We start from the raw sequence: 23,596 nt of genomic DNA on the forward strand, positions 1-23,596 counted from the left end.
GAAACAGAGACGGCCGCGCATTGCCGGCTCGACCGGCGCCGCCAACAATGACGGCTTTCCGATCGAGGATGCCATGAGCCGCCTGCCCCTCCAAACCGTCGAAAGCGCGCCCGAAGCCAGCCGCCCGTTTCTCCAGAAGTCGCAAGCCGCCAACGGCTTCCTGCCGAATCTCGTAGCCGCACTCGCCAATGCACCGGTTGCGCTCGAAACGTACCTGACCGTCGGTGAAATCAACTCACGCAGCGGCCTCACGCTGGCCGAGCGCGAAATCGTGCAGATCACCGCCGCCGCCGTTCATGGCTGCGGTTTCTGCGTGGCCGGCCATACGGCCGTCGCGCTGAAGAAGGCGCAATTGCCCGCCGAGCTCGTCGACGAGGTCCGCGCCCAGCGCCCGTTGTCCGACGCGCGCCTCGATGCGGTCGCCACGTTCACGCGCGACGTGATCGCGACGCGCGGCGCCGTGTCCGACGAAGCGCTCGCCGCGTTCAAGGCGGCCGGCTACAGCGATGCCGGCGCGCTTGAAGTGGTACTCGGCGTGAGCCTCGCGACGCTTTGCAACTTCGCGAACAACCTGGCGCGCAACGAACTGAATCCGCAGCTCGAAGCGTATCGCTGGGAGCCGACGGCGCGCGCAGCATGACCGCGCCGGCGAGCTCCGATGCGTTCGACGCATGGCTCGAAGCAAATGCCGACGCGATCGACGTCGACTCGTCGCGTGCGGCGGACATCCTGCCGCAGCTGGTGCGCTCGCGCACCGTCGCCGTTGGTGTGCCGGAGGTCATGGGCGGCACGGGCGGCACGATCGCGGACGCGATCGACACGGTGGCCGCCGTCGCGCAACGCTCATTGACGGCCGCATTCGTGCTGTGGGGACATCGCACCTTCATCGAATACGTACTGCAGAGCGACAACGACGCGCTGCGCGCGCGTTGGCTGACGCCGCTGCTCGACGGCGAAGTGGCGGGCGCCACCGGTCTTTCGAACGCGATGAAGTACCTGTCCGACATCGAGCCGTTGCAGATGCACGCGGCCCGCAGCGGCAACGCATTCGTGCTGAACGGCAGCCTGCCGTGGATCACGAACCTGCGGCGCGAAGGCTTCATCGCCGCGGCAGCGTTCGATCACGACGACGGTACGCCGCCGTCCGTCTTCGCGATTCCGCACGACGCGCGGGGCGTCGAGCGCAGCGACGATCTCGACCTGATCGGCCTGCGCGCGAGCAATACGGCCGCGCTGCGCGTGAGCGATACCGTCCTCGACGAATCGTACCGCCTTGCGGCCGACGCCCCGGCCTGGCTCGCGCGCGTGCGCCCGGCGTTTCTCGGCTTGCAATGCGGGATGTCGATCGGGCTGGCGCGGCGTGCATTGCTGGCCACGCTGGATGCCAGCGCGCCGTCGCGCGCGTCGATCGGCGCGGAAATTCGCGAACTCGAAACGACGCTCGCCGATCAGGCCGCGCAGTTGAAGCGCGGCGTGCTCGACGGCACCTTCTTCCGCTCACCCGCGACGATGTTCGAACTGCGCATCGCGCTCGTCGAGACCGTCTCGCAGGCGGTCTCGCTCGAAGTGCAAGCGACCGGAGGCCGCGGCTATCTGCGCGGCCAGAGCGGCAGCGCGCGGCGCGTGCGCGAAGCGTCGTTCATCCCGATCGTGACGCCGAGCCTCGTGCAGTTGAAATCGCAGCTCGCGCGGCATCGACGGGCGGTGGCAGCATGACGCAAGGCGCGCATATCGTCGCGAACGGCGTCACGTTGCGGTACGGATCGCGCAGCGTGCTGAACGGCGTCGACCTGTCGGTTGCGCCCGGCGAACTCGTTGCGCTGCTCGGGCCGAGCGGGTGCGGGAAGTCGTCGCTGTTGCGGGCCATCGCCGGCCTGACGCGAACCGCATCCGGCACGATTCGCGTCGATGGCGAGCCCGTCGACGGCCCGCGCCCGGAGGTCGCCCTCGCGTTTCAGGACCCGTGCCTGCTGCCATGGCTCACGGTCGAGCGGAACGTGGGGTTCGGGCTGACCTTCGCGCGTCAACCGCACCTGACACGTGCAGACCGCAAGGAACGCGTGACGAACGCATTGGCCGCCGTCGGGCTCGACCATGCACGGCACGCGCTGCCGTCGCAGTTGTCGGGCGGCATGGCACAGCGCGCGGCGCTGGCGCGCTGCCTCGCGCGGGCGCCGCGCGCGCTGCTGCTCGACGAACCGTTCGGCGCGCTCGACGAAGTGACCCGCGCCGACATGCAGCAGCTCCTGATTGCCGCGGTGCGCAACACCGGCGCGTCCGCGCTTCTCGTCACGCACGATATCGACGAAGCGCTGCTCGTCGCCGATCGGATCGTGCTGCTCGGCAAGCGAGGCACGCTGGTCGGACGCTGGGCCGTCGAACTGCCGCAGCCGCGGCACACGCAAGTGCGCTCGCTCGGCGAGCTGCGCATCTCCATTCTCCAGGCGCTGCAGAACTCGATTTCAGCAGCCGCCTGAATCCGGCCGATACCAGCGGGGAATCCTCATGTGCAACGTACCGATGTCACGACGCGAATGGCTGAAGCTCGCGTCGCTCTTTACCGTCGCGGGCGCGGCGCCGCTGCTGAAGGCATCCGACGCGCGCGCGGCAGCCGATCCGAATGCGCCCGTTCGCATCGGCTACCTGCCGATCACCGATGCAGCGCCGCTGCTCGTCGCACACAACAACGGCTACTTCGACGCGGCCGGCATCCAGGCGGAGAAGCCGACGCTGCTGCGAAGCTGGGCGCAGCTGGTCGAGGCGTTTCTGTCGGGACAGGTCAACGTCGTGCATCTGCTGTCGCCGATGACCGTGTGGGCGCGCTACGGCAGCAAGGCGCCCGCGAAGGTCGTCGCATGGAATCACGTAAACGGCTCTGCGCTGACGGTTGCGCCCGACGTAAACACCGTCGCGGACCTCGGTGGCAAGACGGTTGCGGTACCGTTCTGGTATTCGGTGCATAACGTCGTGCTGCAGGACCTGCTGCGCGCGCAGGGTCTCGCGCCCGTGCTCAAGCAGTCGGGGCAGCCGGGGCCGAAGGAAGTCAACCTGGTCGTGATGGCGCCGTCCGACATGCCGCCCGCGCTGGCGTCGAAAAAGATCGCCGGATATATCGTCGCCGAACCGTTCAACGCGGCCGCCGAGCAGCTGAACGTCGGCAAGATTCTCCGCTTCACGGGCGACGTGTGGCGCAACCACGCATGCTGCGTGATCTTCATGCACGAGCAGGACCTGACGCAACGCGCGGCGTGGTCGCAGAAGGTCGTCGATGCGATCGTCAACGCCCAGCTGTGGACGCGCACCCATCCGCAAGAGGCGGCCAGGCTGTTGTCGAAGGAAGGCCCGAACCGCTACACGCCGCATCCTTCGCAACTGCTCGCCCGCGTGCTCGCACCGCAAGCAGCCGATCAGGGGCGCTATCTCGGCGATCGCGCGATCCAGCACGCGAACTGGGGCGTGAAGCGCATCGACTTCCAGCCGTATCCGTATCCGAGCTATACGGAAGAACTCGTGCGCCGGTTGAAAACGACCCAGGTGGAAGGCGCGAGCCAGTTCCTCGCGTCGCTCGATCCGAAACGGGTCGCCGGCGATCTGGTCGACGACCGGTTCGTGAAGAAGAGCATCGAAGCGCTGGGTGGCTTGTCCGCGTTCGGCCAGGATGGCGGTTATGCACGCAAGGAGACGATCGTTGTCTAGCGTGCTCGTTCGGGAAACGTCGGCGGCGGCGCGGCGTCCGGCGCCCGCGTCCGCGCACTGGCGCAGCATCGTGCTGGGCGGTGCGGGACTGGCAGCCGCCCTGGCGCTTTGGTGGCTCGCCGTCACGCTGCTCGCGGGCCACAACGCGATGGCCGCGCAATTCGCGCCGCAGCGTGCGTTCGAAGCGCTGCCGTCGCTCGTCGCCGAGGACCAGCTGCTCGTGCATGTGGCGACCAGCCTCAGGCGCATCACCGTCGGGCTGGCGTGGGCGCTCGTGGTCGGCGTGCCGTTGGGATTCGCGATCGGCCGTCTGCGCTGGCTCGAACGGACGCTGTCGCCGACGCTGCAGTTTCTTCGCATGATCTCGCCGCTTTCGTGGATGCCGCTTGCAGTGATGTCGCTCGGCGTCGGCGATCGCGCGGTGTATTTCCTGCTCGCTTTCGCCGCGGTGTGGCCGCTGGTGATGAGCACCGCATCGGGTGTCGCGCATCTCGACCGACGCTGGGTCCAGCTTGGCGAAAGCCTTGCCGCGACGCGCGCGGAAATGCTCTGGCACATCTACGTGCCGGGTATCGCCGCGCATGTGCTCACCGGCGTGCGCCTCGCGATCGGCATCTTGTGGATCGTGCTGGTCCCGGCGGAAATGCTCGGCGTGAGCGCGGGGCTCGGCTACCTGATTCTCGACACGCGCGACCGGCTCGCGTATTCGGAGCTGACGGCCGTGATCCTCGTGATCGGCGTGCTCGGTTTCCTGCTCGATCTGGCCGCGCGCGCGGTCGCGGCCCGGCTGTCGAGCGATATGTCCGGGGGGTGATCGGTAGATTCCGGAGAGTCGGGGATGCGTTGCGTGGCGGAAGGCAGCAGGAGTCGAACCTACCCGGGAGTGTCTGACACCCCCAACTGGATTTGAAGTCCAGCCGTACCACCGGATACGAATGCCTTCCGTCGCGGGAAAAAAACAAAGAACAACGAGCGCCTACGCCTGAATACCCGCCCAACCGCTGTCAGGCCGCAGGAAGTGAAGATCGCGGTGGAAGCGAGTATACCCAACCCGGTCGAAGAACTCGAGAATCTGGATCGCACGCTTGCGGCCGAGCCCCGTCGCGTCGCGGAACGTCGCGGCATCGAGCCCGCCGTCGCGCGACGGCGCGAGATGCGCAACCAGTTCCGCGAGTTCGCGCACGACGTCCGCGTGATAGAACAGGTCGCGCACGACCTGGTGCACGTCGCCGCGCCGTGCGAGCTTGCGCAGCACGGTACGCACCGCGTCCTCGGCCGCCCCGGTGTCGCGGGCCAGGTCGCGCACCCACGGCGGATCGAAGCGCCCCGCATGAATCAGCGGCAGCAGTTGCTGCGCCAGCGCTTCCTCGCGCGGCTCGAGGCTCACCGAATGCGACGGCAGGTGCAGCCACGGCCCGCTTCGCGCCACTTCGCCGCCGGTCACCAGCGCATCGACGAGCGCGCGCCACAGCGCATCGCCGGCGAGCGGCGCCGCCATCCGCCGCAGCCGCGCGGCGTCGAGCCCCTGCTCGTCGGGCATGCGCTCGTGATACGCGCGCAGCGTATCGATCGCCCGCGTCTGCAGCGCACGCCAGTGCGCATGCGCAATCACCGTTCCGTCATTCGACGCGGCGTCGCGCTGCCCGATCGCCAGCGCGTCATCCGGCAAAACCAGTGCGTTCGGCGCAAAACCCGTCAGATGCGTGAGCATCGCGCGCGGGATGCCGAGCGGCGCCTGCGCGAGCAGCGCATCGAGACCCCCGGCGTCGAGCCATTCGGCCAGCGCGTCGAGCCACGCGCGGCGCTGCGGCGTGCGACGCTTGCGCGCCGGCCCGAACGGGTCGAGCACGCGGCCGCCGCCGACCGTGCGCGTCGCCTGCGGATTGCGGACGATGAACCGATCGCCCGGCAACGCAAACACCGGCTCGTCGAATACCAGTTGCACGCGCATCCGCTGGCCGGCCGCAAGCGTATCGCCGTCGAGCAGCGCGACATGCGCGACGCGATGCAGCGTGCCGAGATGCACGTGCAGCGGTGCCCAGTGCGTGAGCGTCAGCCCCGCATCCGCGAGCAACGTCAGTTCGACGTCGAGACGCGGCGACGTCGCGACGAGCCGCGCATCGGCCACGGTATCGCCGCGCTCGACATCGGCCTTGTCGACCCCGGCCAGGTTCAGTGCGCAACGCTCGCCCGCGCGGCCGGCCTCGACCGGCCGGTTCTGCGCATGGATGCTGCGCACGCGCGCCGCGCCGCCCGTGCGCACGATCGCGAGCGTATCGCCGGTTGCGACGCGGCCCGCGAACGCGGTGCCCGTCACGACGGTGCCCTGCCCCGAGAGCGTAAACACACGATCGATCGCGAGCCGGAACAGCCCGTCGTCGCGGCGGGCGCGCCACGCGATCGCCGCGTCCGCCAGGTGACGCTTCAGCGCGGCGACACCCGGATCGTCCACGGCCGTCGCCCGCGTTTCGAAGATCGGCACGCCGGCCAGCGTCGAATCGTTCAGCCACGCGGCGATCTCGTCGCGCACCTCGGCCACGCGCGCGGCGTCGACGCGATCGCACTTCGTCAGCGCGACGGCGCCATGCGCGACGCCGAGCAGTTGCAGGATCGCGAGATGCTCGCGCGTCTGCGGCATCACGCCATCGTCGGCGGCGATCACGAGCAGCGCGAAGTCGATCCCGCATGCGCCGGCCGCCATCGTGTGAATCAGCTTCTCGTGGCCCGGCACGTCGATCAGGCCGAGCACGTCGCCGTTGTCGAGCGGCGTATACGCATAACCGAGTTCGATCGAGATGCCGCGCGCCTTCTCTTCCTTCAGGCGGTCGGTATCGACGCCCGTCAGCGCGCGCACCAGCGTCGTCTTGCCGTGGTCGATGTGTCCGGCGGTACCGACGATCATGCAGCGGGCCCCGCGAGCGGCACGCATTGCGCGACGAACGCCGCCTCGTCGGCCGCTTCGAGGCAGCGCAGGTCGAGCCGCAGCGCGTTGTCGGCCACGCGGCCGATCACCGGGCGCGGCCATTCGCGCAGCCGCTTCTCGAGCTGCGCGAGCGCGCGGCCGCCGCGCTTGCCGTCCGCCGTGCGCACGACGAGCCCGGCGCTCGGCAGCTGGTCGACCGGCAGCGCACCGCTGCCGATCTGGCTGAACATCGGCTCGACCGCTACGTCGAAACCGCCGCCGAGCGCGGCCTGCAGCGCCGGACGCACGCGTTCGGCGGCCTCGGCGATCTCGCCGTGCGGGCGCGTCAGCAGGCGCAGTGTCGTGAGCCGGTCGCGCAGGAACTCGGGGGACTGGTAGAGGCGCAGCACGGGTTCGAGCGCCGCGAGCGTCAGCTTGCCGACGCGCAGCGCGCGCTTGAGCGGATGTTTCTTGATCTTCGCGATCAGCGCGCGATCGCCGACGATCAGGCCGGCCTGCGGCCCGCCAAGCAGCTTGTCGCCGCTGAACGTGACAACGTTTGCGCCGGCGGCGACGGTTTCCTGCACGGTCGTCTCGTGCGGCAGGCCCCATTGCGTCAGGTCGGCGAGCGTGCCGCTGCCGAGATCGACGGCGACCGGCAGCCCGTGCTCGCGCGCGAGCGGCGCGAGTTCGGCGAGCGACGTCTCTTTCGTGAAGCCGCTGATCGCGTAGTTGCTGCAGTGCACCTTCATCAGCAGCGCGGTGCGCGGGCCGATTGCCTCCGCGTAGTCGCGCAGATGGGTGCGGTTGGTCGTGCCGACTTCGCGCAGCCTGGCGCCCGCGCGGCTCATGATGTCGGGGATGCGGAATGCGCCGCCGATCTCGACCAGCTCGCCGCGCGACACGACGACTTCCCGCTTCGTCGCCAGCGCCGACAGCGCCAGCAGCACGGCCGCCGCGTTGTTGTTGACGACGGTCGCGGCTTCCGCGCCGGTCAGTTCGCACAGCAGATCGTCGATCAGGTCGTCGCGATCGCCGCGGCGGCCCGTCGCGAGGTCGAATTCGAGGTTGACGGGGCGCGTGAGCGCGTCGACCACCGCGCGCACCGCGTCGTCGGGCAACAGCGCGCGCCCGAGGTTCGTGTGCAGCACGGTGCCCGTCAGGTTGAACACGGTGCGCACCGCGCCCGCGCTCTGCGCAGCCAGCGCGCGCGCGACGGCCGCGGCGATGCGCGGTTCGTCGAGCGGTTCGGCGCCCGCCGGATCGTGCTGCGCGGCGGTACGCCAGCGTTCGAGCTCCGCGCGCACGGCGTTCAGCACGCGCGTGCGGCCGTAGTCGGCGAGCAGCGGTTGCAGCGGTGCCGACGTCAGCACGCGCTCGACCGACGGCACACGCGCCAGTACGGCATTCAGTTCATTCAAACCGGGTTCGGTCACGTCGTGGTGGCTCCAGTCTCATGCTTCGCAGTCGGCCGGCGCCGGCGCTCGCGCGCCGCCCCGGCCGACGTCGTCAATCCGCTTCCTGCGCGACGTCCGGCCACAGCAGCGGGTTCGGCGAACTGCGCTGGTAACCGGCCTCGTTCATCAGCAGGTCGAGCGTGAGGCTCGCGAGATCGTCCGCCAGCGGCTCGAACTCGTAGTCCTTGTCCTGATAACCGATCTTGCGATAGGTCTTGCACTCGTCGCACGATTCGGCCTTGACGGCTTCGCTGCCGCCCTCGATCCCGTGATACGCGATGCCTTTCGTCGAATCGCAGTGCGAGCACTTCGTGCGCACCATGTGCCACTCGGTCGTGCACAGCCCGCACTGCAGGAAACGGTAGCCCTGGTACTGCCCGCCGACCCGCACGACGCTCGCGACCGGGTGCGTGCCGCACACGGGGCACAGCCCCGGCTGGTCGAGATACGGGACGTCGGCCGGCGCAACGCAGCTTGCGAGATCCGTCCAGACGACCTGCAGCGCGGCCATCAGGAACGGCGCGGTGGCCGGATCGACTTCGGCGAAGCGCAGCGCGAGGATCGCGTCGGCCTGCGCGTCGAGTTCGGCGGGCGCCATCAGGCGCAGCCGGTCGAGCAGCTTCGCGAGCTGCGGGTTGACGAGCCCGGCGCCTTCGACGCGGTCGAGCAGTTCGTACAGCACGGCACGCCATTGCGGGTTGCGCTCGCCGTCGAGCGCCGGTATGAGCGGCATCGAATGCTGCTGTGCAAGCGCGATCGCTTCCTTCGACGGCAGCGGCAGTTCCAGCGCCTGCAGTGTCGCGTGCTGCGCATCGGCAACGGTGGCCATCAGCCGCAGGTAGCCGCTGATCGGGTTCAGGTCGGCCAGCTTGCGCAGCCGCGCGGCGCGCGCCGAGAACGCGGTGGCGCGCTCCGGCAGGCGAAAGCGCGGGATGGCCGAATGATCGAGTGTCGAGATCTCGGTCGGTTCGAGGATGCGTTGTGTCACAAAAATGTCTTCCAAATAAACAAGCGCCGACGCATCGGCGCTTTCGGGCGATTCCGGCGGTTGGCGGAACGGCCCGCCGCAACTGGCGAGCCGCCCCGCTCCGGTGCGTTATTTCACGCTTTCACGGAACCACTTCGGGTGATGCTTGCGAGCCCAGCCCAGCGTGACGGTGCCGCGCACCATCGCGCCGATCGAGCCCTTCACCCACAACGCCGCGTAAATGTGCACGATGATGCTCGCGATCAGCACGAAGGCCGCCACGGCATGCACGACAGCGGCCGCGCGGATCACCCCGATCGGGAAGTAGAACGAGAAGTAACGCCGCCAGATCACGACTCCCGACAGCAGGAGCAGCAACAGGCACGCCACCAGCGTGAAGAATAGCAGCTTCTGCCCGGCGTTATAGCGCCCGACGGGCGGCAGCTTGTCCTCCTGGTTGGTCAGCACGTCGCCGATCTGCTTCAGCCATTGGCGATCGTCCGCATCGAGCGCGTTGTGGTGCCAGAAGCGCACGACCAGGATCGCGAACGACACGAACATCACGAGGCCGACGAACGGATGCAGGATCCGCGTCCACTGGCCGCCGCCGAACAACGCGGTCAGCCAGAACATCGACGGATGAAACAGCGCGAGCCCGGACAACGCGAGCAGCACGAACGTGATCGCGGTGATCCAGTGGTTCGTGCGCTCGTTCGGCGTGTAGCGGACGATCAGGTTGGGGTCGTCGTGGCTCATTTCGCGTCCTCCTTGATGCGTCGCGCCTCGTCGCGGGCGGCGGCTTCCTCGTCGTCGGTGACCTCGTTCGGACCGACCCGCGTGTAGTGGAAGAACCCGGCCAGCGCGGTCAGCGCGAGGCCCGCGACCGCGAGCGGTTTCGCGATGCCCTTCCACAGCTTCACCATCGGGCTGATCGACGGGTTGTCGGGCAGCCCGTGGTACAGCGACGGTTTATCGGCATGGTGCAGCACGTACATCACGTGCGTGCCGCCGACGCCCTGCGGGTCGTACAGCCCCGCATGCTCGAAGCCGCGCTCCTTCAGGTCCTCGATCCGCTCGGCCGCGTGCTGCTTCATGTCCTCCTTGGTGCCGAACACGATCGCGCCCGTCGGGCAGGTCTTCACGCAGGCCGGTTCCTGGCCGACCGCGACGCGGTCGGAACAGAGCGTGCACTTGTACGCGCGATGATCCTTCTTCGAGATCCGCGGAACGTTGAACGGGCAGCCGGTCACGCAATAGCCGCAACCGATGCAGTTCTCCTCGTGGAAATCGACGATCCCGTTGTTGTACTGCACGATCGCGCCCGGCGACGGGCACGCCTTCAGGCAGCCCGGATCCTCGCAGTGCATGCAGCCGTCCTTGCGGATCAGCCACTCGAGGTCGCCCGCCGGGTTCTCGTATTCGGCGAACCGCATCACCGTCCACGAGTGCTCGGAGAGGTCGGCCGGGTTGTCGTACACGCCGACGTTGGTGCCGACTTCGTCGCGCAGGTCGTTCCACTCCATGCATGCCGTCTGGCATGCCTTGCAGCCGATGCACTTCGATACGTCGATCAGCTTCGCGACGCTCCCGGTCACCGGTTCGCGCACCGTGGGCGGTGGCGTCGTGGTGGCCGAGACGCGCTTGATATCCAGCGATTGCAATGCCATCTCTTTCCCCTTACGCCTTTTCGACCTTCACCAGGAACGACTTGAATTCCGGTGTATAGGAGTTGCCGTCACCCACGGACGGAGTCAGGGTATTCGCGAGATAGCCGGGCTTCGTCACACCCTTGAAGCCCCAGTGCAACGGGACGCCGACCGTCTGGACCTTCTTGCCGTCGACCATCAGCGGCTTGATCCGCTTCGTGACGAGGGCGACCGCGATGATGTAGCCGCGCTTGGACGACACCTTCACGCGATCGCCATGCACGACGCCGACTTCCTTCGCGAGGTCTTCGCCGATCTCGACGAATTGCTCGGGCTGGATGATCGCGTTCAGCCGCGCATGCTTGGTCCAGTAGTGGAAATGCTCGGTCAGCCGGTACGTGGTCGCCGCGTGCGGGAACTCCGGTGCCTGGCCGAACGACGCCCGGTCGTCCGGGAACACGCGGGCGGCCGGGTTGTTCAGCGCCAGCGGGTTGTTCGGGTGCAGCGGGTTCGTGCCGATCGGCGTTTCGAACGGCTCGTAGTGCTCGGGGAACGGGCCCTCGTTCATCCCCGCACGCGCGAAGAAGCGCGCGACACCTTCCGGATTCATGATGAACGGCCCCATCCCGTTTTCGGGTGGTTCGTCCGCCTTGAAATCGGGGATGTCGGCGCCCTTCCACGCGCTGCCGTTCCAGCCGATCAGCTTGCGGGTCGGGTCGAACGGCTTGCCGCTCACGTCGCACGATGCGCGGTTGTACAGGATCCGCCGGTTCGCCGGCCAGGCCCACGCCCAGTTCAGCGTCTGGCCGATGCCGGTCGGATCGGAGTTGTCGCGCCGCCCCATCTGGTTGCCGGCCTGCGTCCAGGCTCCGCAGAAGATCCAGCAGCCGCTCGCGGTCGTGCCGTCGTCCTTCAGCTGCGCGAACGCGGCCAGCTGCTCGCCTTTCTTCACGAGCGTCTTGGCCGGATCCTTCGGATCGGGCTGGTCGGCGAGCGCCTTCCCGTTGAACTCCATCGCGAGCTCTTCGGGCGTCGGGCTTTCCGGGTTCGCGTACGGCCAGGTCAGGTTGACGATCGGGTCCGGATACTTGCCGCCGTCCGTCTGGTACATCTTGCGCATGCGCAGGAACAGCCCCGACATGATCTCGAGGTCGCTGCGCGCTTCGCCCGGCGGCTCCGCGCCCTTCCAGTGCCATTGCAGCACGCGGCTCGAACTCACGAGCGAACCGTTTTCCTCCGCAAAACACGTGGTGGGCAGACGGAACACCTCGGTCTGGATCTTCGACGCATCGACGTCGTTGTAGTCGCCGTGATGCTTCCAGAACTCGGACGTCTCGGTCGCGAGCGGATCCATGATCACGAGCCACTTGAGCTTCGCGAGCCCTGCCGCCGTCTTCACCTTCGACGGCGCCGCCGCGAGCGGGTTGAAGCCCTGGCAGATGTAGCCGTTCATCTTGCCGGCATTCATCAGCTCGATCGCCTGCAGCAGGTCGTACTGCTTGTCCAGCTTCGGCAGGTAGTCGTAGGCCCAGTTGTTCTCGGCGGTCGCCGCGTCGCCCCACCAGGACTTCATGAAGCTGACGTGGAAGGCCTTGTAGTTCTTCCAGTAGCTCAACTGGTTCGGCCGCAGCGGCTGCTGCACGCGCTTCTTGATGTAGCCGTCGAAATCCTGCTCGGCCTGCATCGGCAGCGTCATGTAGCCCGGCAGCAGGTTCGACATCAGCCCGAGGTCGGTCAACCCCTGGATGTTCGAGTGGCCGCGCAGCGCGTTCATCCCGCCGCCGGCGATGCCGATGTTGCCGAGCAGCAGCTGCACCATCGCGCCGGTGCGGATGATCTGCGCGCCGATCGAGTGGTGCGTCCAGCCGAGCGCGTACAGCACCGTGCCGGCGCGGCCGGGAACGGCGGTGGTCGCGAGCATCTCGCACACCTTCAGGAACTTCTCCTTCGGCGTGCCGCAGACCTGCTGGACCATGTCCTGCGTATAGCGCGCGTAATGCTGCTTCAGCAGGTTGTACACGCAACGCGGGTGCTGCAGCGTCGGGTCGACCTTCACGAAGCCGTCGTCGCCGCGCTCGTAGTCCCAGCTCGATTTGTCCGGGTACGCGTGTTTCTCCGCGTCGTAGCCGGAATAGATGCCGTCGTTGAACGCGAAATCCTCGCGCACGATGAACGAGAAGTCCGTGTAGTTCTTCACGTACTCATGCTGGATCTTGTCGTTCGTCAGCAGATAGTTGATCACACCGCCCAGGAAGACGATGTCGGTGCCGGTGCGGATCGGCGCGTAGTAGTCGGCCACCGAGGCCGTACGCGTAAAGCGCGGGTCGACGACGATCAGCCGCGCCTTGCGGTGCGCCTTCGCCTCCGTTACCCACTTGAAACCGCACGGATGGGCCTCGGCTGCATTGCCGCCCATCACGAGAATCACGTCCGCGTTCTTGATGTCGACCCAATGGTTCGTCATCGCTCCACGGCCAAACGTCGGGGCAAGACCTGCCACCGTCGGGCCATGTCAGACACGCGCCTGATTGTCGAATGCGAGCATCCCGAGACTGCGAACCGTCTTGTGCGTCAGGTAGCCGACCTCGTTGCTGCCCGCCGACGCGGCCAGCATGCCGGTCGTCAGCCAGCGGTTGACCTTCGCACCGTCCTCTGCCGTCTCGACGAAGTTCGCGTCGCGGTCGGCCTTCATCAGCTTCGCGATCCGGTCGAGCGCGTCGTTCCACGAGATCGGTTCCCACTTGTCCGAGCCGGGCGCGCGATACTCGGGGTGCGTCAGGCGGTTCGGGCTGTGGATGAAGTCGATCAGGCTCGCGCCCTTCGGGCACAGCGTGCCGCGATTGACGGGATGGTCGGGATCACCTTCGATGTGGATGATGCTCGGCTGCGCGTTCTTCGCGCCGTCTCCGAGGCTGTACATCAGGATGCCGCAACCCACTGAACAGTAAGGACAGGTGTTGCGCGTTTCGACGGTGCGCGCCAGCTTGTACTGTCGGACTTCGGCGAGCGCTTCGGACGGAGCGAAGCCCATCAGGGCTAGACTCGATCCGGCAAGCGACGTAGCCGTCACCTTCAGGAACTGGCGCCGGGACATTTGGAGCATGGCTGGTCTCGGCGTTATTGTGGGGGTGAGGAAACTGAAAGGAATTATAGACAGTTCGCGCAACTATGTTCGAATCTTCGGATCAATACTGAATTGTCTGATTACCAACGATGATCCGCGTTCCGCGCGCCCCCCGAACCGTCATGAAACGACAGATCACCTCCGAAGCCACCCGTCTCGCGCAACAACAGGCCAACTGGGCCCTCACGGCGTTCAAGCGCTTCTCGGCCGACCGTTGCTCCGCGATGGCCGCTGGCATTGCATTCTTCTCCGCGTTCTCGCTCGCGCCGATGCTCGTGATGGTGATTGCCGTGGCCGGCTGGTTCTACGGCGACGACGCCGCGCGCGGCCAGGTGTTCGAACAGGCGCACCAGCTGATCGGCGACGACGCGGCGGCCAGCATCCAGACGATCGTGCAGAACGCGCACCGCGCGGGCGAGCGCGGCGGCCTCGCCACCCTGATCTCGTTCGCCGCGCTGGCCATCGGCGCGTCGGCCACCTTCGCGTCGCTCAGCGCCGCGCTCAGCGTGATCTGGCCGGCCACCGAGAACCGCTGGTCGAGCATGCTCGGGCTCGTGCGCGTGCGGCTGATCTCGTTCGGGCTCGTGCTCGGCGTCGCGTTCCTGCTGATCGTGTCGCTGGTGCTCGACACCGCGATCACGTTCGTCGGCACCTGGCTGCTGGGCAATTCGCCGTACGTGGTCGTCACGAACCTCGTGCAGTTCTTCGTCGGCATCGCCGTGCTCGCGGGCGCGTTCGCATCGCTGATGAAGTTCCTGCCCGATGCGCGCGTCGCGTGGCGCGACGCCGCGATCGGCGGCATCGTGTCCGCGATCCTGTTCTCGGGCGGCAAGAAACTGTTCGCGCTGTACCTCGCGCACGCGGGCACCGCCAGTGCATTCGGCGCGGCCGGATCGTTCGCGGTCCTGCTGATGTGGCTGTACTTCTCCGCGATCGTGCTGCTGCTCGGCGCGGAATTCGCGGCGGCCCGCGGCAACGCGCATCGTCTCGCCGGTACCGCACCGGCCGCGTCCGCGCAAGCCGACCGGCCCGTCGATCGCATGCGCGACGACTGATTCACGCTGTTGGCAACGTCGCGGCGCGACCCCGCACACCCGCCTGCCTTCCTGCAACCACGTAGTCCGCCGCGCATTCGCGCGACGTTGATACGTCCTTTGCACGCCTCGGCTTCGTTGTCGCAACCGCAAACGTTTGCATGCCTCCATTTCTGCCCGCCAACGGGCCGAAACAGGCTGTCTGCCGCAATGCGCATCAACTTTTGAAACAATCGCGCCGCAGCAATTGTCAACTATTTCAAAAATGGGAACAGTCGTTGATGTGCTTGATATATATGGACTTTTTCGCGCTGTTACCTTTTCGAGACACTTTATTTTTTAGGCTTTCTTGCGTCTATGGCACTGAGCTATTCTCCAATCCGCAACAAATAACGATGAATCACTTGCGTGGAGAAACTCAACGATGAAGAAACTTGCTCTCTCGACCCTCTCGCTCGCCCTGCTGGGCGCCGCCGGCGCTGCTCAGGCACAGTCGAGCGTGACGCTGTACGGCGTGATCGACACGTCGATCACCTATGTTCACGGTAACGCAGGTCAAGGCAACAATTCGTGGTCGATGGGTAGCGGCAACCTGCAAGGCAGCCGTTTCGGCCTGAAGGGTTCCGAGGACCTCGGTGGCGGCCTGAAGGCGATCTTCCAGTTGGAAAACGGCTTCAACTCGGCATCGGGCGCACTGGGCCAGGGTGGCCGCATGTTCGGCCGCCAGGCATTCGTCGGCCTGCAGAGCGACCAGTACGGTACGCTGACGCTGGGTCGCCAGTACGACCCGCTCGTCGACCTGGTTCAGGCAGTCACGGCTGACAACTACTTCGGCAGCGTGTTCGCCACGCCGGGCGACGTCGACAACAACGACAACAGCCTGCGCGTCAGCAACGCGATCAAGTACACGTCGCCGGTGTTCGCTGGCCTGCAGTTCGAAGGCATGTACGCGCTCGGCGGCGTCGCCGGCTCGACCGGCAAGGGTCAGACGTGGGCGGCAGCTGCAGCCTACAACAACGGCCCGCTCGGCGTGGCGGCAGGTTACTTCCACGCGAACAACGCGGCTGCGCTCACGGCCGGCAAGCGCGGTACCTGGACCGGTACGTCCGACGCAATCTTCGACGGCGACTCGGGCACGACCTTCATCAACAACGCGTTCGTGTCGTCGACGTCGATCGGCATCGCGCAAGTGGCAGCCCAGTACGCATTCGGCCCGGTGACGGTCGGTGCCGGCTACAGCAACGCGCAGTACAAGGCTGACGGCGCGTCGACGTTCGGCACGAACCAGAAGTACAACACGGGTCGCGGCTTCGTCACGTACCAGGCATCGGCACCGCTGCTGCTCGGCCTCGGCTACATCTACACGAAGGGTAGCGGCGACAACAACGCCAAGTACCATCAGGTTTCGCTCGGCGCGGACTACTCGCTGTCGAAGCGCACCGACGTGTACCTGGTTGGCGCATATCAGCACGCAAGCGGCCACAACGCCGACGGCAGCGATGCGCAAGCGTCGGTCGGCTCGTACGGCATCGCCGGCAAGAGCTCGCAGGAAATCGTCGCACTCGGCCTGCGCCACAAGTTCTAAAAACGAAGTATCCGGCATGCACGGCGTCTCCGACGCCTTGCCGCCGACCTGGAAAGCCAGCCCCGGTTTCGGCCGCGGCTGGTTTTTTTTCGTCCGTCTCCGATGCGCCGGCAGCCCGTGCACGGGCCGGCGGCCCGAACCCGAACCCACGCGCACGCCGACCGGCCCTCAGCGGCGCCTGGCGGCCGTAAAGCGCCGGGAACGCCGTTTGCGGATCGTCGCGCCGGTCGCCATCTGTCCGCCGAGCGGCTACCATCCGCATTGCCGGCGCCGCTCGTCCGGTGCGATCGCGATGTGCCGCAGCGTGTCGATTTCGGCAACCGTCGCCCGTCGTGTGGATGGCGGCACACGGTTTGCCGCTGCCCCATACAGACAGGAGACTCGTCATGACGATTCAGAAGATCACGCCTTTCCTCTGGTATTCGACGGAAGCCGAAGAAGCAGCGGCCTTCTATGCAGGCATCTTTCCGGATTCGCGCATCGTGCGCGTCACGGCGGTGCCCGGCACCGACGGCACACGCATGGTCGAGTTCGAGCTGTTCGGGCAGCCGTTCTTCGCGATGAGCCACCCGCGCACCGACACGTTCAACCACGCGATCTCGCTGCTGGTCAGCTGCGCCGACCAGGCGGAACTCGACCGCTACTGGAACGCCCTGCTCGACAACGGCGGCACGGCCGACGCCTGCGGCTGGCTGCGAGACCGCTACGGCGTCTCGTGGCAGATCGTTCCGGAAGCGCTGATCCCGATGATGTCCGACCGCGACACCGTCAAGGCCATGCGCGTGGCCGCCGCGATGATGCAGATGGTCAAGCTCGACGACGCCGCGCTGAAAGCCGCCTTTGCCGGTACGGCCGGCTGACGATGCCTGTCGCATAAGCGCGTGCGAGTGATGTGCCGGGTCGCCGGACAGGCGTCCGGCTCGACGGCATGCGCATGCGCATGCGACAGCGTCGCAAACGCCCATGCTCCTCGTCGGCCTCGCCCGCAAGCCGGCTACGTTCGCGGCATCTGCGGCGACGTCGACAGCATCGATTCGACCGTTCGCCGCGCGTAGCCGATGAATGCGGCGAGGGGTTCGCCCGACAGGATCGCCGTGTCTTCCTCTTCGCCGAGATAGGCGGCGCGCGCCGCCTCCACAACCGGACGGTACGTTTCCGGCAGACGCGCCAGCGCCCATGTCGCGGCGACGTCCTTGGGCGCGATCCTGCCGGTCGCGGCGCTGTACCAGATGCGCGCGAGCGCGAGCACCACGTTGCACTCGTCGCCGCGCCAGCCCGGTTCGGCATGCCACTGCGCGACGGTCGCCAGCAACGCGGCGACAAAATCCCCCGCGGACACCGGCTCGTGCAACGCAGCAGCCGGCGGACCAACCAGCGCGACACTGTGCTGCCGCACCTTCGTCAACAGGATCGCCAGATCGTGATCGACGAGCGCCGGCTCGACGATGCCGGCTTCGAGATCGTGACGCAGCCACTCGCCGAACTGCAGTTCGCGCCGCGCCGGATGACGCCACGGCACGATTTCGTCGTGCGCGACGACGGTCACTTCCAGCGCGCGCATGCCGCCTGCGCGGCCAGGCGGCGCCGACACGGCGAGCAGGCCGAGCATCAGCGCACGCCGCGTCGGCTCGTCGGGCCGGGCCGACACCGTCGCCAGCAGGTCGATGTCGCTGCGCGGTTTCAGTCCGCCGTCGAGCGCCGAGCCGAACAGGTGGATCGCGTTCAGCGTCGCGCCGAGATGCCGCTCGATCGTGTCGCATGCGGCGGCGACCTGCGCCGCGATTTCGTCGGGAATGGTTTCAGTCACGATGCGTGTGTCTCGCGAAACGTACGCAACAGGCGCAACCGGCGCGGCGAGCGCGAGCCCCTGTGAGTGGATTGCCGTTCGTCATCGCGCATGCACGACACGTCGTCGAGCGTGCATTACGCGTCGAACCGGACTTTCCGGCATTTCGCTTCCGCACGTCCGCACTTCTTCGCGGCCGCGCGCTTTGCGCAGCGCAATAAAAATCCCCACACGCTTTCGCGTACGGGGATCGTCGGACTTCGCAACGGCTGCCGAATGCATTCGGCAGCCGCCGCGCGGCATTACGCTGCCGCGTCCTTCAGCTTCTTCAGCGCACGTGCCTTCACGCGCACGCTGGCCGGCTTCGCCGGGAACCAACGCTCTTCGCCCGTGAACGGATCCTTGCCGAAGCGCTTCTTCTTCGCCGGCACGACTTGTGCCGTGATCTTCAGCAGACCCGGCAGCGTGAACTCGCCCGCGCCCTTCTTGTGGACCGAGCCGAGCACGACGTTCTCGAGTGCGACGAGCACTGCCTTGACCGCCTTCACTTCGACAGCCGCGCGCTCAGCGATGTGCGTTGCGAGCGATGCCTTCGTGAACTTGTCCTTCAGCGGCGTCGGAGCGGCCGGTGCCGCCTTCGCGACAACCTTCTTTGCCACTACTTTCTTCGCGGGCGCAGCCTTTTTGGCAGCCACTTTCTTGGTGGCGGGTGCGGCAGCCTTCTTGGCCACCTTTTTTGCGGAAGTCGCCATGTTTCTCCTACCAGGTGTGGTCGTTGGATACACGAAGCGTGCAACGCGCGCGCTTCAACGCCGGATTCTACAAGCGCCGTGACGCTTCGTGCAGTACTTTTGTGCGTTTTCGCGGGGTTTCCCGCAGGTTTTTTTGCATGCGGGCGATTTCATCGACGCTCCAGCATCAAAAAACGCCTTCACGTATGCATCCGAACGCGAATTACGTTCGATATTTGCGCACCTATACTGGGCTCGCTCAATGCCCGGATGCCTCCATGCGCGAAGCCCGATACGTCAAAGGACTCGACGGCCTGCGAGCCCTCGCCGTCATCCTCGTTTTCCTGTCCCACAAGGGCCACGTCCTTGCCGTCGACGTCGGCAAGCTTGGCGTGTGGACGTTTTTCCTCATCAGCGGATTCCTGATCGTCGGCGAGCTGCATCGCAATCGCCAGGCGGTCGAGTGCGGCGCCATGACGCGCCGCCATGCGCTCGCGCTGTTCCTCGCGAAGCGCGCGCTGCGGATCTTTCCCGTCTATTACCTGCTGCTCGCCGCGCTCGCGATCGCGCACGCGCTGTTCTACCAGCGCGGCGTCAATCTCGGGCTCGCGTGGCACGCGGTGTTCCTGTCGAATTACTGGATCGGCGTCGTGAAGGACGGCTGGCCGGGCTCCACGTCGCACTTCTGGAGCCTCGCGGTTGAACAGCAGTTCTATCTGATCGCGCCGCTCGCGCTGCTCGCGGTGCCGGCCGCGCGACACGTCGCGCTCGGCATCGCGGCCGTCGTGCTGTGCGCGCTCGCGCATCTCGCGCTCTACCTGTGCGACGCGTCGCCGGTGCTGATCTACGCATTTTCCCCGTGGAATTTCGCGCTGATCGCGCTCGGCGGCGTCGGCGCGATGGCGCTTGCCGGACGCGGCGCGGCCGCCGTGCGCCGCGTGCCGCCCGGCTGGCTCGGCGCGGCAGGCGTCGTGTTCTTCCTCGTGCTGCCCGCATGCACGGCACTCCCCGACGCGATCGCGGGGCTCGCGGATCTCGGCCTGTCCGCGTCGCTCGGCGCGCTGCTGCTGTGGATCGTCAGCGAACCCGAGCATCCGGTCGTGGCGCTGCTCGACTGGGCGCCACTCGTCTATCTCGGCACGATCAGCTACGGTTTCTACCTGTTCCACAACCTGATTCCGACGCGCTTCGGCGTGCTGCCCGCGCACTTCGCGCACGAGGCAATACCGGAAATCGTCCGCGAAACGCTGCCCGAGATGCTGCAGTTCGCGCTCGCCGTGCTGCTCGCGCACCTGTCCTGGCGCTACCTAGAAAAGCGGCTGCTCGACTTCAAGAAGCCGGTCGCCGCGATGCTGGCCCGGCGGTTCGTCGCACAGCCGGGCACGTCGGCACGTTGAATGCCGCACGGATGCCGATACGATCGAACGGGAAAACCGCGATTCGAACCACACCCTGAAGCCGACACCCGGCCAGCGTGGCGTGGCGCCCAGTCATCGACCGGCACCGGCAGAACCGCTGCGGCACCGAACGTCGACGTGCAGCGCGCAATCGAATCGCGACAGAGACCGCTCGGTCGCCCGCCGCGGCACCGGTTTCAGGCGTGACGCCCATGCTTGCCGGAGCGCCCGGCTCCGCATGCGGCAACGCTCGCGCGGCAACCCCGCCACCGCACTCACCTCGACGGTGCGCACCGGAATCACGCATCCGCTCGCCCGTATACGCAAAAAAGCCCCGGCGCGCGAGCGGCCGGGGCCAACGGAACAACCACCACCTGAAACAACGGAGCGCGAGACTGCTTAGGCGACAGCAGCCAGCGCGGGCAAGCAGGTACGCAGGTAGGCCTCGAATTCGCGGCTCACTTCCGGATGCTGGAGCGCGAGCTCGACGGTGGCCTTGAGATAGCCGATCTTGCTGCCGCAGTCGAAGCGCGTACCGTAGTAGCGATACGCGAGCACCTGCTCGTTCGCGAGCAGCGACTGGACCGCGTCGGTCAGCTGCAGCTCGCCGCCGGCGCCCGGCTTGAGCTTGCGCAGGTGATCGAAAATCGTCGGCATGAACACGTAGCGGCCGACCACGCCGAGATTCGACGGCGCATCCTCGGGCGCGGGCTTCTCGATGATGCCCGACAGCTTGATGATGTCCTCTTCCCATTCGCGGCCTTCGACGACGCCGTACGAACGGCTGTCGTCGCGCGCGATCGTCTCGACCCCGATCACCGAGCTGTGATAGTGGTCGAACACGTCGACGAGCTGCTTCAGCACCGGCTGCTCGCCGTGCAGCAGGTCGTCGGCGAGAATCACCGCGAACGGCTCGCCATGCACCAGCTTCTCCGCGCACAGCACCGCGTGGCCGAGGCCGAGCGCTTCCGGCTGGCGCACGTAGAAGCAGTTGACGTGGCTCGGCTTGATGCCGCGCACGAGCTCGAGCAGCTTTTCCTTGCCGCGCGCCTCGAGCTCAGCCTCGATCTCGTACGACTTGTCGAAGTGATCCTCGATCGCGCGCTTGCTGCGCCCGGTAACGAAGATCATCTCGGTGATACCGGCGTTGATCGCTTCCTCGACCGCGTACTGGATCAGCGGCTTGTCGACGACGGGCAGCATTTCCTTCGGGCTCGCCTTCGTTGCCGGGAGGAACCGCGTGCCGAGACCGGCAACGGGGAACACGGCCTTGGTGACTTTCAACATGTTCGCATCCTGATTGCGTTGACTGCGCCGCGTCGACCAGCGACCCGGCGCGATTGTGTTCCGAACGGCATATCGAGAATCGACGGTACTGCCAATTCGACTCCGCTCATTATCGATATGGACTGATTGCCCAATGATTCCGGAAAAAATATAATCCTTTCAACCCGGTCGATATTGCCGAACCGAGTGCCGAGGCAGAAACAAATTACCGATTTTCCAGATACAAATTCTTACGATTCGAATTCCTCGATATAGGGCACGCCGCCCCGTTCGAGCCCCGGGCGAATCGGTTCGTTCTTCAGCGCCTCACGGTACGCCGACAGCACGGCCATGACCAGCAGTACTGCAGCGCTCGCGATCCAATGCATGTCCATCTTGCCGCTCCTTGCATCAATCAACTGGAGCTTCAAACTATCAGAAAAAAATCGGTAAATAATTGACCCGCCTCGCGGAACCGCTTTCCGAACGCGATAAAACCATGATGTGAAATACCGATATTTCCCGGTGAGATTTTTTTATTCATTGATCGAATTCTTGCGCATTACGATTGGATGAACTTCCCGTCCATCCGTCGCAAGGAATCGAATCGCATGCAAGCTTTCAGCGGATCGTCTCTGACCGCGCCGCCCGTCGCCGACCACAAGGAACACGTGATCGACGCGATGCGCGGGTTCGCGGCGCTGCTCGTCGCCTATTTCCACTGCCGGCAGGTCGTCTGGGTCGGCATGCAGAGCTTCCATCACGCTTACGGCCATGCGCTCAACCCGGGCGCGATCGCCGGCTACCTGACCTTTCCGTTCGCGTGGGGCTCCGCCGGCGTGCCGATCTTCTTCGTGATCAGCGGTTACTGCATCCACCGCAACGCGGCGCTCAAGCTGGCGGTCGATCCCGCGTACCGGCTCGACGCGCCGAACTTCTGGATGCGCCGGTTCGCGCGCATCTACCCGGTGCTGCTCGCCGCGCTGCTGTTCACGCTCGCGCTCGACTCGGTCAGCCTGCAGATCGAGCCCGTCAGCCACAAGATCCGCGACGTCGGCCTCGTCGCGTTCCTCGTGAACCTGTTCTCGCTGCAGGGCGTCGCCGGCTACACGTACGGGTCGAACGGCGCGCTGTGGACGCTGTCGCTCGAAGTGCAGTTCTACGCGATCTACCCGCTGCTGTTCGCGGTACGCCGGCGCATCGGCATGCCGGCGGTCGTGGCCGCGGTCGCGCTCGTCAACGTCGCGTCGGCGTGGCTACTCGAACGGCACGACCTGCAGTTCTTCACGTCGTACTGGCTGTCCTGGACGATCGGCGCGTGGATCGCCGACGTGCGCGCACAGTCGCCGCGCGACGCGGTCGCCGTGCCGTCACGCGCCTGGTACGGCGCGGCCGCCGTGCTGCTGGCCGCCGGCTGCGGCGCATTCCATTTCGGCCAGTACGGCGCGTTCCAGCTCTGGTCGGCCGGCTTCGCGTGCTTCCTGTACCGCGCGCTCGCCCGGCCGCCGCGCACGACGCCGCCGCTGCGCGTGCTGAGCTGGTTCGGCGACTTCAGCTATTCGCTGTACCTGATTCACCTGCCGCTGTTCGTCTGCCTCGGCTCGGTACTGTTCCATTCCGAACTGCAGTTGTCGATCTGGCCGTCGTTCGCGTTCATGGCCGTCGCGATCCCGGTCGCGTACCTGTTCTACCGGATGTTCGAACGGCCCGCGATGACGTGGTCGGCCAGCTTCAAGCCGACCCGCCCCGCCCGCGTCGTTACGTCGGCGCCCGAACGGGCCGCCTGATCCGGCCGGCCCGGGTTCCCGAGCCCCCGCGCGGCACCCCGCCGCGCGGGGGCTTTATCGTGGCCTGAGCGCGTCGGCACGCCGGGTTGACCGGATGGGCAGGACTCCGGCGCCGGGCCGCGCCACGACCCGCCTGGGCCGTCCTCGGCCTGCTTTCGCTGCGGGGGGTGCCCTGGGCACCGTCTTCTCGCGTTGTTTACTCGCGTTGTCTACTCGCG

At 66.7% G+C, this 23,596-nt stretch carries 20 protein-coding genes and 1 tRNA gene; 10 read left to right on the plus strand and 11 right to left on the minus strand.

Translation table 11 applies throughout. The annotated features are described in order from the left end of the window. Nucleotides 1-73: 73 nt before the first annotated feature. The 5 genes from FOZ70_RS05380 to FOZ70_RS05400 all read left to right on the plus strand — a co-directional run bounded on the left by FOZ70_RS05380 (nt 74) and on the right by FOZ70_RS05400 (nt 4,510). A complete protein-coding gene (locus FOZ70_RS05380; RefSeq protein ID WP_059649178.1) occupies nt 74-640 on the plus strand; it encodes a carboxymuconolactone decarboxylase family protein in 567 nt (188 codons plus the stop codon). Next, the gene (locus tag FOZ70_RS05385) at nt 637-1,716 is read left to right on the plus strand and encodes an acyl-CoA dehydrogenase family protein (RefSeq protein ID WP_219705126.1); all 1,080 of its coding nucleotides are present in this window, start codon (nt 637-639) and stop codon (nt 1,714-1,716) included. Before FOZ70_RS05380 ends, FOZ70_RS05385 begins: the two co-directional genes overlap by 4 nt. Beyond that, nucleotides 1,713-2,477: an ABC transporter ATP-binding protein gene (locus tag FOZ70_RS05390; protein WP_048022032.1), complete on the plus strand. Its 765-nt coding sequence runs from the start codon at nt 1,713-1,715 to the stop codon at nt 2,475-2,477. The genes FOZ70_RS05385 and FOZ70_RS05390 overlap by 4 nt, the downstream gene beginning before the upstream one ends. Before the next feature lie 28 nt (nt 2,478-2,505). After that, a complete protein-coding gene (locus tag FOZ70_RS05395) occupies nt 2,506-3,696 on the plus strand; it encodes an ABC transporter substrate-binding protein (RefSeq protein ID WP_219705128.1) in 1,191 nt (396 codons plus the stop codon). A 67-nt stretch (nt 3,697-3,763) separates the two neighbouring features. Next, nucleotides 3,764-4,510, plus strand: a complete 747-nt coding sequence (locus FOZ70_RS05400; protein ID WP_346656390.1) for an ABC transporter permease — start codon at nt 3,764-3,766, stop codon at nt 4,508-4,510. Between the two features lie 34 nt (nt 4,511-4,544). Here FOZ70_RS05400 and FOZ70_RS05405 read toward each other — a convergent pair. The 7 genes from FOZ70_RS05405 to fdnG form a co-directional block, all read right to left on the minus strand. Further along, nucleotides 4,545-4,640 (minus strand) — tRNA-Sec (locus FOZ70_RS05405). Between the two features lie 32 nt (nt 4,641-4,672). Then, entirely contained in the window at nt 4,673-6,598 is a 1,926-nt protein-coding gene (gene selB / locus FOZ70_RS05410; RefSeq protein WP_219705130.1) for a selenocysteine-specific translation elongation factor, read from the minus strand. Next, the gene (selA, locus tag FOZ70_RS05415) at nt 6,595-8,034 is read right to left on the minus strand and encodes an L-seryl-tRNA(Sec) selenium transferase (RefSeq protein WP_042977439.1); all 1,440 of its coding nucleotides are present in this window, start codon (nt 8,032-8,034) and stop codon (nt 6,595-6,597) included. The genes selB and selA overlap by 4 nt, the downstream gene beginning before the upstream one ends. 73 nt (nt 8,035-8,107) lie before the next feature. Next, nucleotides 8,108-9,043: a formate dehydrogenase accessory protein FdhE gene (fdhE, locus tag FOZ70_RS05420; RefSeq protein ID WP_175851567.1), complete on the minus strand. Its 936-nt coding sequence runs from the start codon at nt 9,041-9,043 to the stop codon at nt 8,108-8,110. Between the two features lie 108 nt (nt 9,044-9,151). Continuing rightward, nucleotides 9,152-9,778 (minus strand): formate dehydrogenase subunit gamma, encoded by a 627-nt coding sequence (locus tag FOZ70_RS05425; protein WP_034205142.1) that lies wholly within the window; start codon nt 9,776-9,778, stop codon nt 9,152-9,154. Further along, nucleotides 9,775-10,689: a formate dehydrogenase subunit beta gene (gene fdxH, locus FOZ70_RS05430; protein WP_021162865.1), complete on the minus strand. Its 915-nt coding sequence runs from the start codon at nt 10,687-10,689 to the stop codon at nt 9,775-9,777. Before fdxH ends, FOZ70_RS05425 begins: the two co-directional genes overlap by 4 nt. A gap of 10 nt (nt 10,690-10,699) precedes the next feature. After that, entirely contained in the window at nt 10,700-13,771 is a 3,072-nt protein-coding gene (gene fdnG, locus FOZ70_RS05435) for a formate dehydrogenase-N subunit alpha (protein WP_219705132.1), read from the minus strand. Between the two features lie 143 nt (nt 13,772-13,914). Here fdnG and FOZ70_RS05440 point away from each other — a divergent pair, with 143 nt between their 5' ends. The 3 genes from FOZ70_RS05440 (at nt 13,915) to FOZ70_RS05450 (ending at nt 17,271) form a co-directional block, all read left to right on the plus strand. Then, nucleotides 13,915-14,847, plus strand: coding sequence for a YihY/virulence factor BrkB family protein (locus FOZ70_RS05440; protein ID WP_048022044.1), 933 nt, complete (start codon nt 13,915-13,917; stop codon nt 14,845-14,847). Nucleotides 14,848-15,250: 403 nt separating this feature from the next. Continuing rightward, entirely contained in the window at nt 15,251-16,411 is a 1,161-nt protein-coding gene (locus FOZ70_RS05445) for a porin (protein ID WP_048022047.1), read from the plus strand. A 386-nt stretch (nt 16,412-16,797) separates the two neighbouring features. Next, nucleotides 16,798-17,271 (plus strand): VOC family protein, encoded by a 474-nt coding sequence (locus FOZ70_RS05450; RefSeq protein ID WP_219705133.1) that lies wholly within the window; start codon nt 16,798-16,800, stop codon nt 17,269-17,271. Between the two features lie 134 nt (nt 17,272-17,405). Here the strand turns inward: FOZ70_RS05450 and FOZ70_RS05455 are convergent, their stop codons facing one another. Both FOZ70_RS05455 and FOZ70_RS05460 read right to left on the minus strand, forming a co-directional pair. After that, the gene (locus tag FOZ70_RS05455) at nt 17,406-18,218 is read right to left on the minus strand and encodes an AadA family aminoglycoside 3''-O-nucleotidyltransferase (protein WP_219705135.1); all 813 of its coding nucleotides are present in this window, start codon (nt 18,216-18,218) and stop codon (nt 17,406-17,408) included. A gap of 281 nt (nt 18,219-18,499) precedes the next feature. Further along, nucleotides 18,500-18,949, minus strand: coding sequence for an HU family DNA-binding protein (locus FOZ70_RS05460; RefSeq protein ID WP_011355701.1), 450 nt, complete (start codon nt 18,947-18,949; stop codon nt 18,500-18,502). A 257-nt stretch (nt 18,950-19,206) separates the two neighbouring features. On the opposite strand from FOZ70_RS05460, the gene FOZ70_RS05465 reads away from it, so the two are divergent. Continuing rightward, on the plus strand, nt 19,207-20,325 hold the full coding sequence (locus FOZ70_RS05465; protein ID WP_219705137.1) for an acyltransferase: 1,119 nt from the start codon (nt 19,207-19,209) through the stop codon (nt 20,323-20,325). A gap of 399 nt (nt 20,326-20,724) precedes the next feature. Here FOZ70_RS05465 and galU read toward each other — a convergent pair whose 3' ends face one another. After that, on the minus strand, nt 20,725-21,612 hold the full coding sequence (gene galU, locus FOZ70_RS05470) for a UTP--glucose-1-phosphate uridylyltransferase GalU (protein ID WP_021162860.1): 888 nt from the start codon (nt 21,610-21,612) through the stop codon (nt 20,725-20,727). Between the two features lie 230 nt (nt 21,613-21,842). Next, nucleotides 21,843-21,986, minus strand: coding sequence for a hypothetical protein (locus tag FOZ70_RS05475; RefSeq protein ID WP_006479318.1), 144 nt, complete (start codon nt 21,984-21,986; stop codon nt 21,843-21,845). Between the two features lie 216 nt (nt 21,987-22,202). Here FOZ70_RS05475 and FOZ70_RS05480 point away from each other — a divergent pair, with 216 nt between their 5' ends. Beyond that, on the plus strand, nt 22,203-23,378 hold the full coding sequence (locus FOZ70_RS05480; RefSeq protein ID WP_219705138.1) for an acyltransferase: 1,176 nt from the start codon (nt 22,203-22,205) through the stop codon (nt 23,376-23,378). Nucleotides 23,379-23,596 lie beyond the last annotated feature (218 nt).

The organism is Burkholderia sp. COPS (genome assembly GCF_019425585.1).
GTDB lineage: Bacteria > Pseudomonadota > Gammaproteobacteria > Burkholderiales > Burkholderiaceae > Burkholderia > Burkholderia cepacia.

Bases quoted from the DNA above. Each gene is read 5' to 3' on its own strand.
- FOZ70_RS05380 (WP_059649178.1), top strand. From the start codon at position 74: ATGAGCCGCCTGCCCCTCCAAACCGTCGAAAGCGCGCCCGAAGCCAGC.
- FOZ70_RS05385 (WP_219705126.1), top strand. From the start codon at position 637: ATGACCGCGCCGGCGAGCTCCGATGCGTTCGACGCATGGCTCGAAGCA.
- FOZ70_RS05390 (WP_048022032.1), top strand. From the start codon at position 1,713: ATGACGCAAGGCGCGCATATCGTCGCGAACGGCGTCACGTTGCGGTAC.
- FOZ70_RS05395 (WP_219705128.1), top strand. From the start codon at position 2,506: ATGTGCAACGTACCGATGTCACGACGCGAATGGCTGAAGCTCGCGTCG.
- selB (WP_219705130.1), bottom strand. From the start codon at position 6,598: ATGATCGTCGGTACCGCCGGACACATCGACCACGGCAAGACGACGCTG.
- FOZ70_RS05425 (WP_034205142.1), bottom strand. From the start codon at position 9,778: ATGAGCCACGACGACCCCAACCTGATCGTCCGCTACACGCCGAACGAG.
- fdxH (WP_021162865.1), bottom strand. From the start codon at position 10,689: ATGGCATTGCAATCGCTGGATATCAAGCGCGTCTCGGCCACCACGACG.
- FOZ70_RS05440 (WP_048022044.1), top strand. From the start codon at position 13,915: ATGAAACGACAGATCACCTCCGAAGCCACCCGTCTCGCGCAACAACAG.
- FOZ70_RS05445 (WP_048022047.1), top strand. From the start codon at position 15,251: ATGAAGAAACTTGCTCTCTCGACCCTCTCGCTCGCCCTGCTGGGCGCC.
- FOZ70_RS05450 (WP_219705133.1), top strand. From the start codon at position 16,798: ATGACGATTCAGAAGATCACGCCTTTCCTCTGGTATTCGACGGAAGCC.
- FOZ70_RS05460 (WP_011355701.1), bottom strand. From the start codon at position 18,949: ATGGCGACTTCCGCAAAAAAGGTGGCCAAGAAGGCTGCCGCACCCGCC.
- FOZ70_RS05465 (WP_219705137.1), top strand. From the start codon at position 19,207: ATGCGCGAAGCCCGATACGTCAAAGGACTCGACGGCCTGCGAGCCCTC.
- galU (WP_021162860.1), bottom strand. From the start codon at position 21,612: ATGTTGAAAGTCACCAAGGCCGTGTTCCCCGTTGCCGGTCTCGGCACG.
- FOZ70_RS05475 (WP_006479318.1), bottom strand. From the start codon at position 21,986: ATGGACATGCATTGGATCGCGAGCGCTGCAGTACTGCTGGTCATGGCC.
- FOZ70_RS05480 (WP_219705138.1), top strand. From the start codon at position 22,203: ATGCAAGCTTTCAGCGGATCGTCTCTGACCGCGCCGCCCGTCGCCGAC.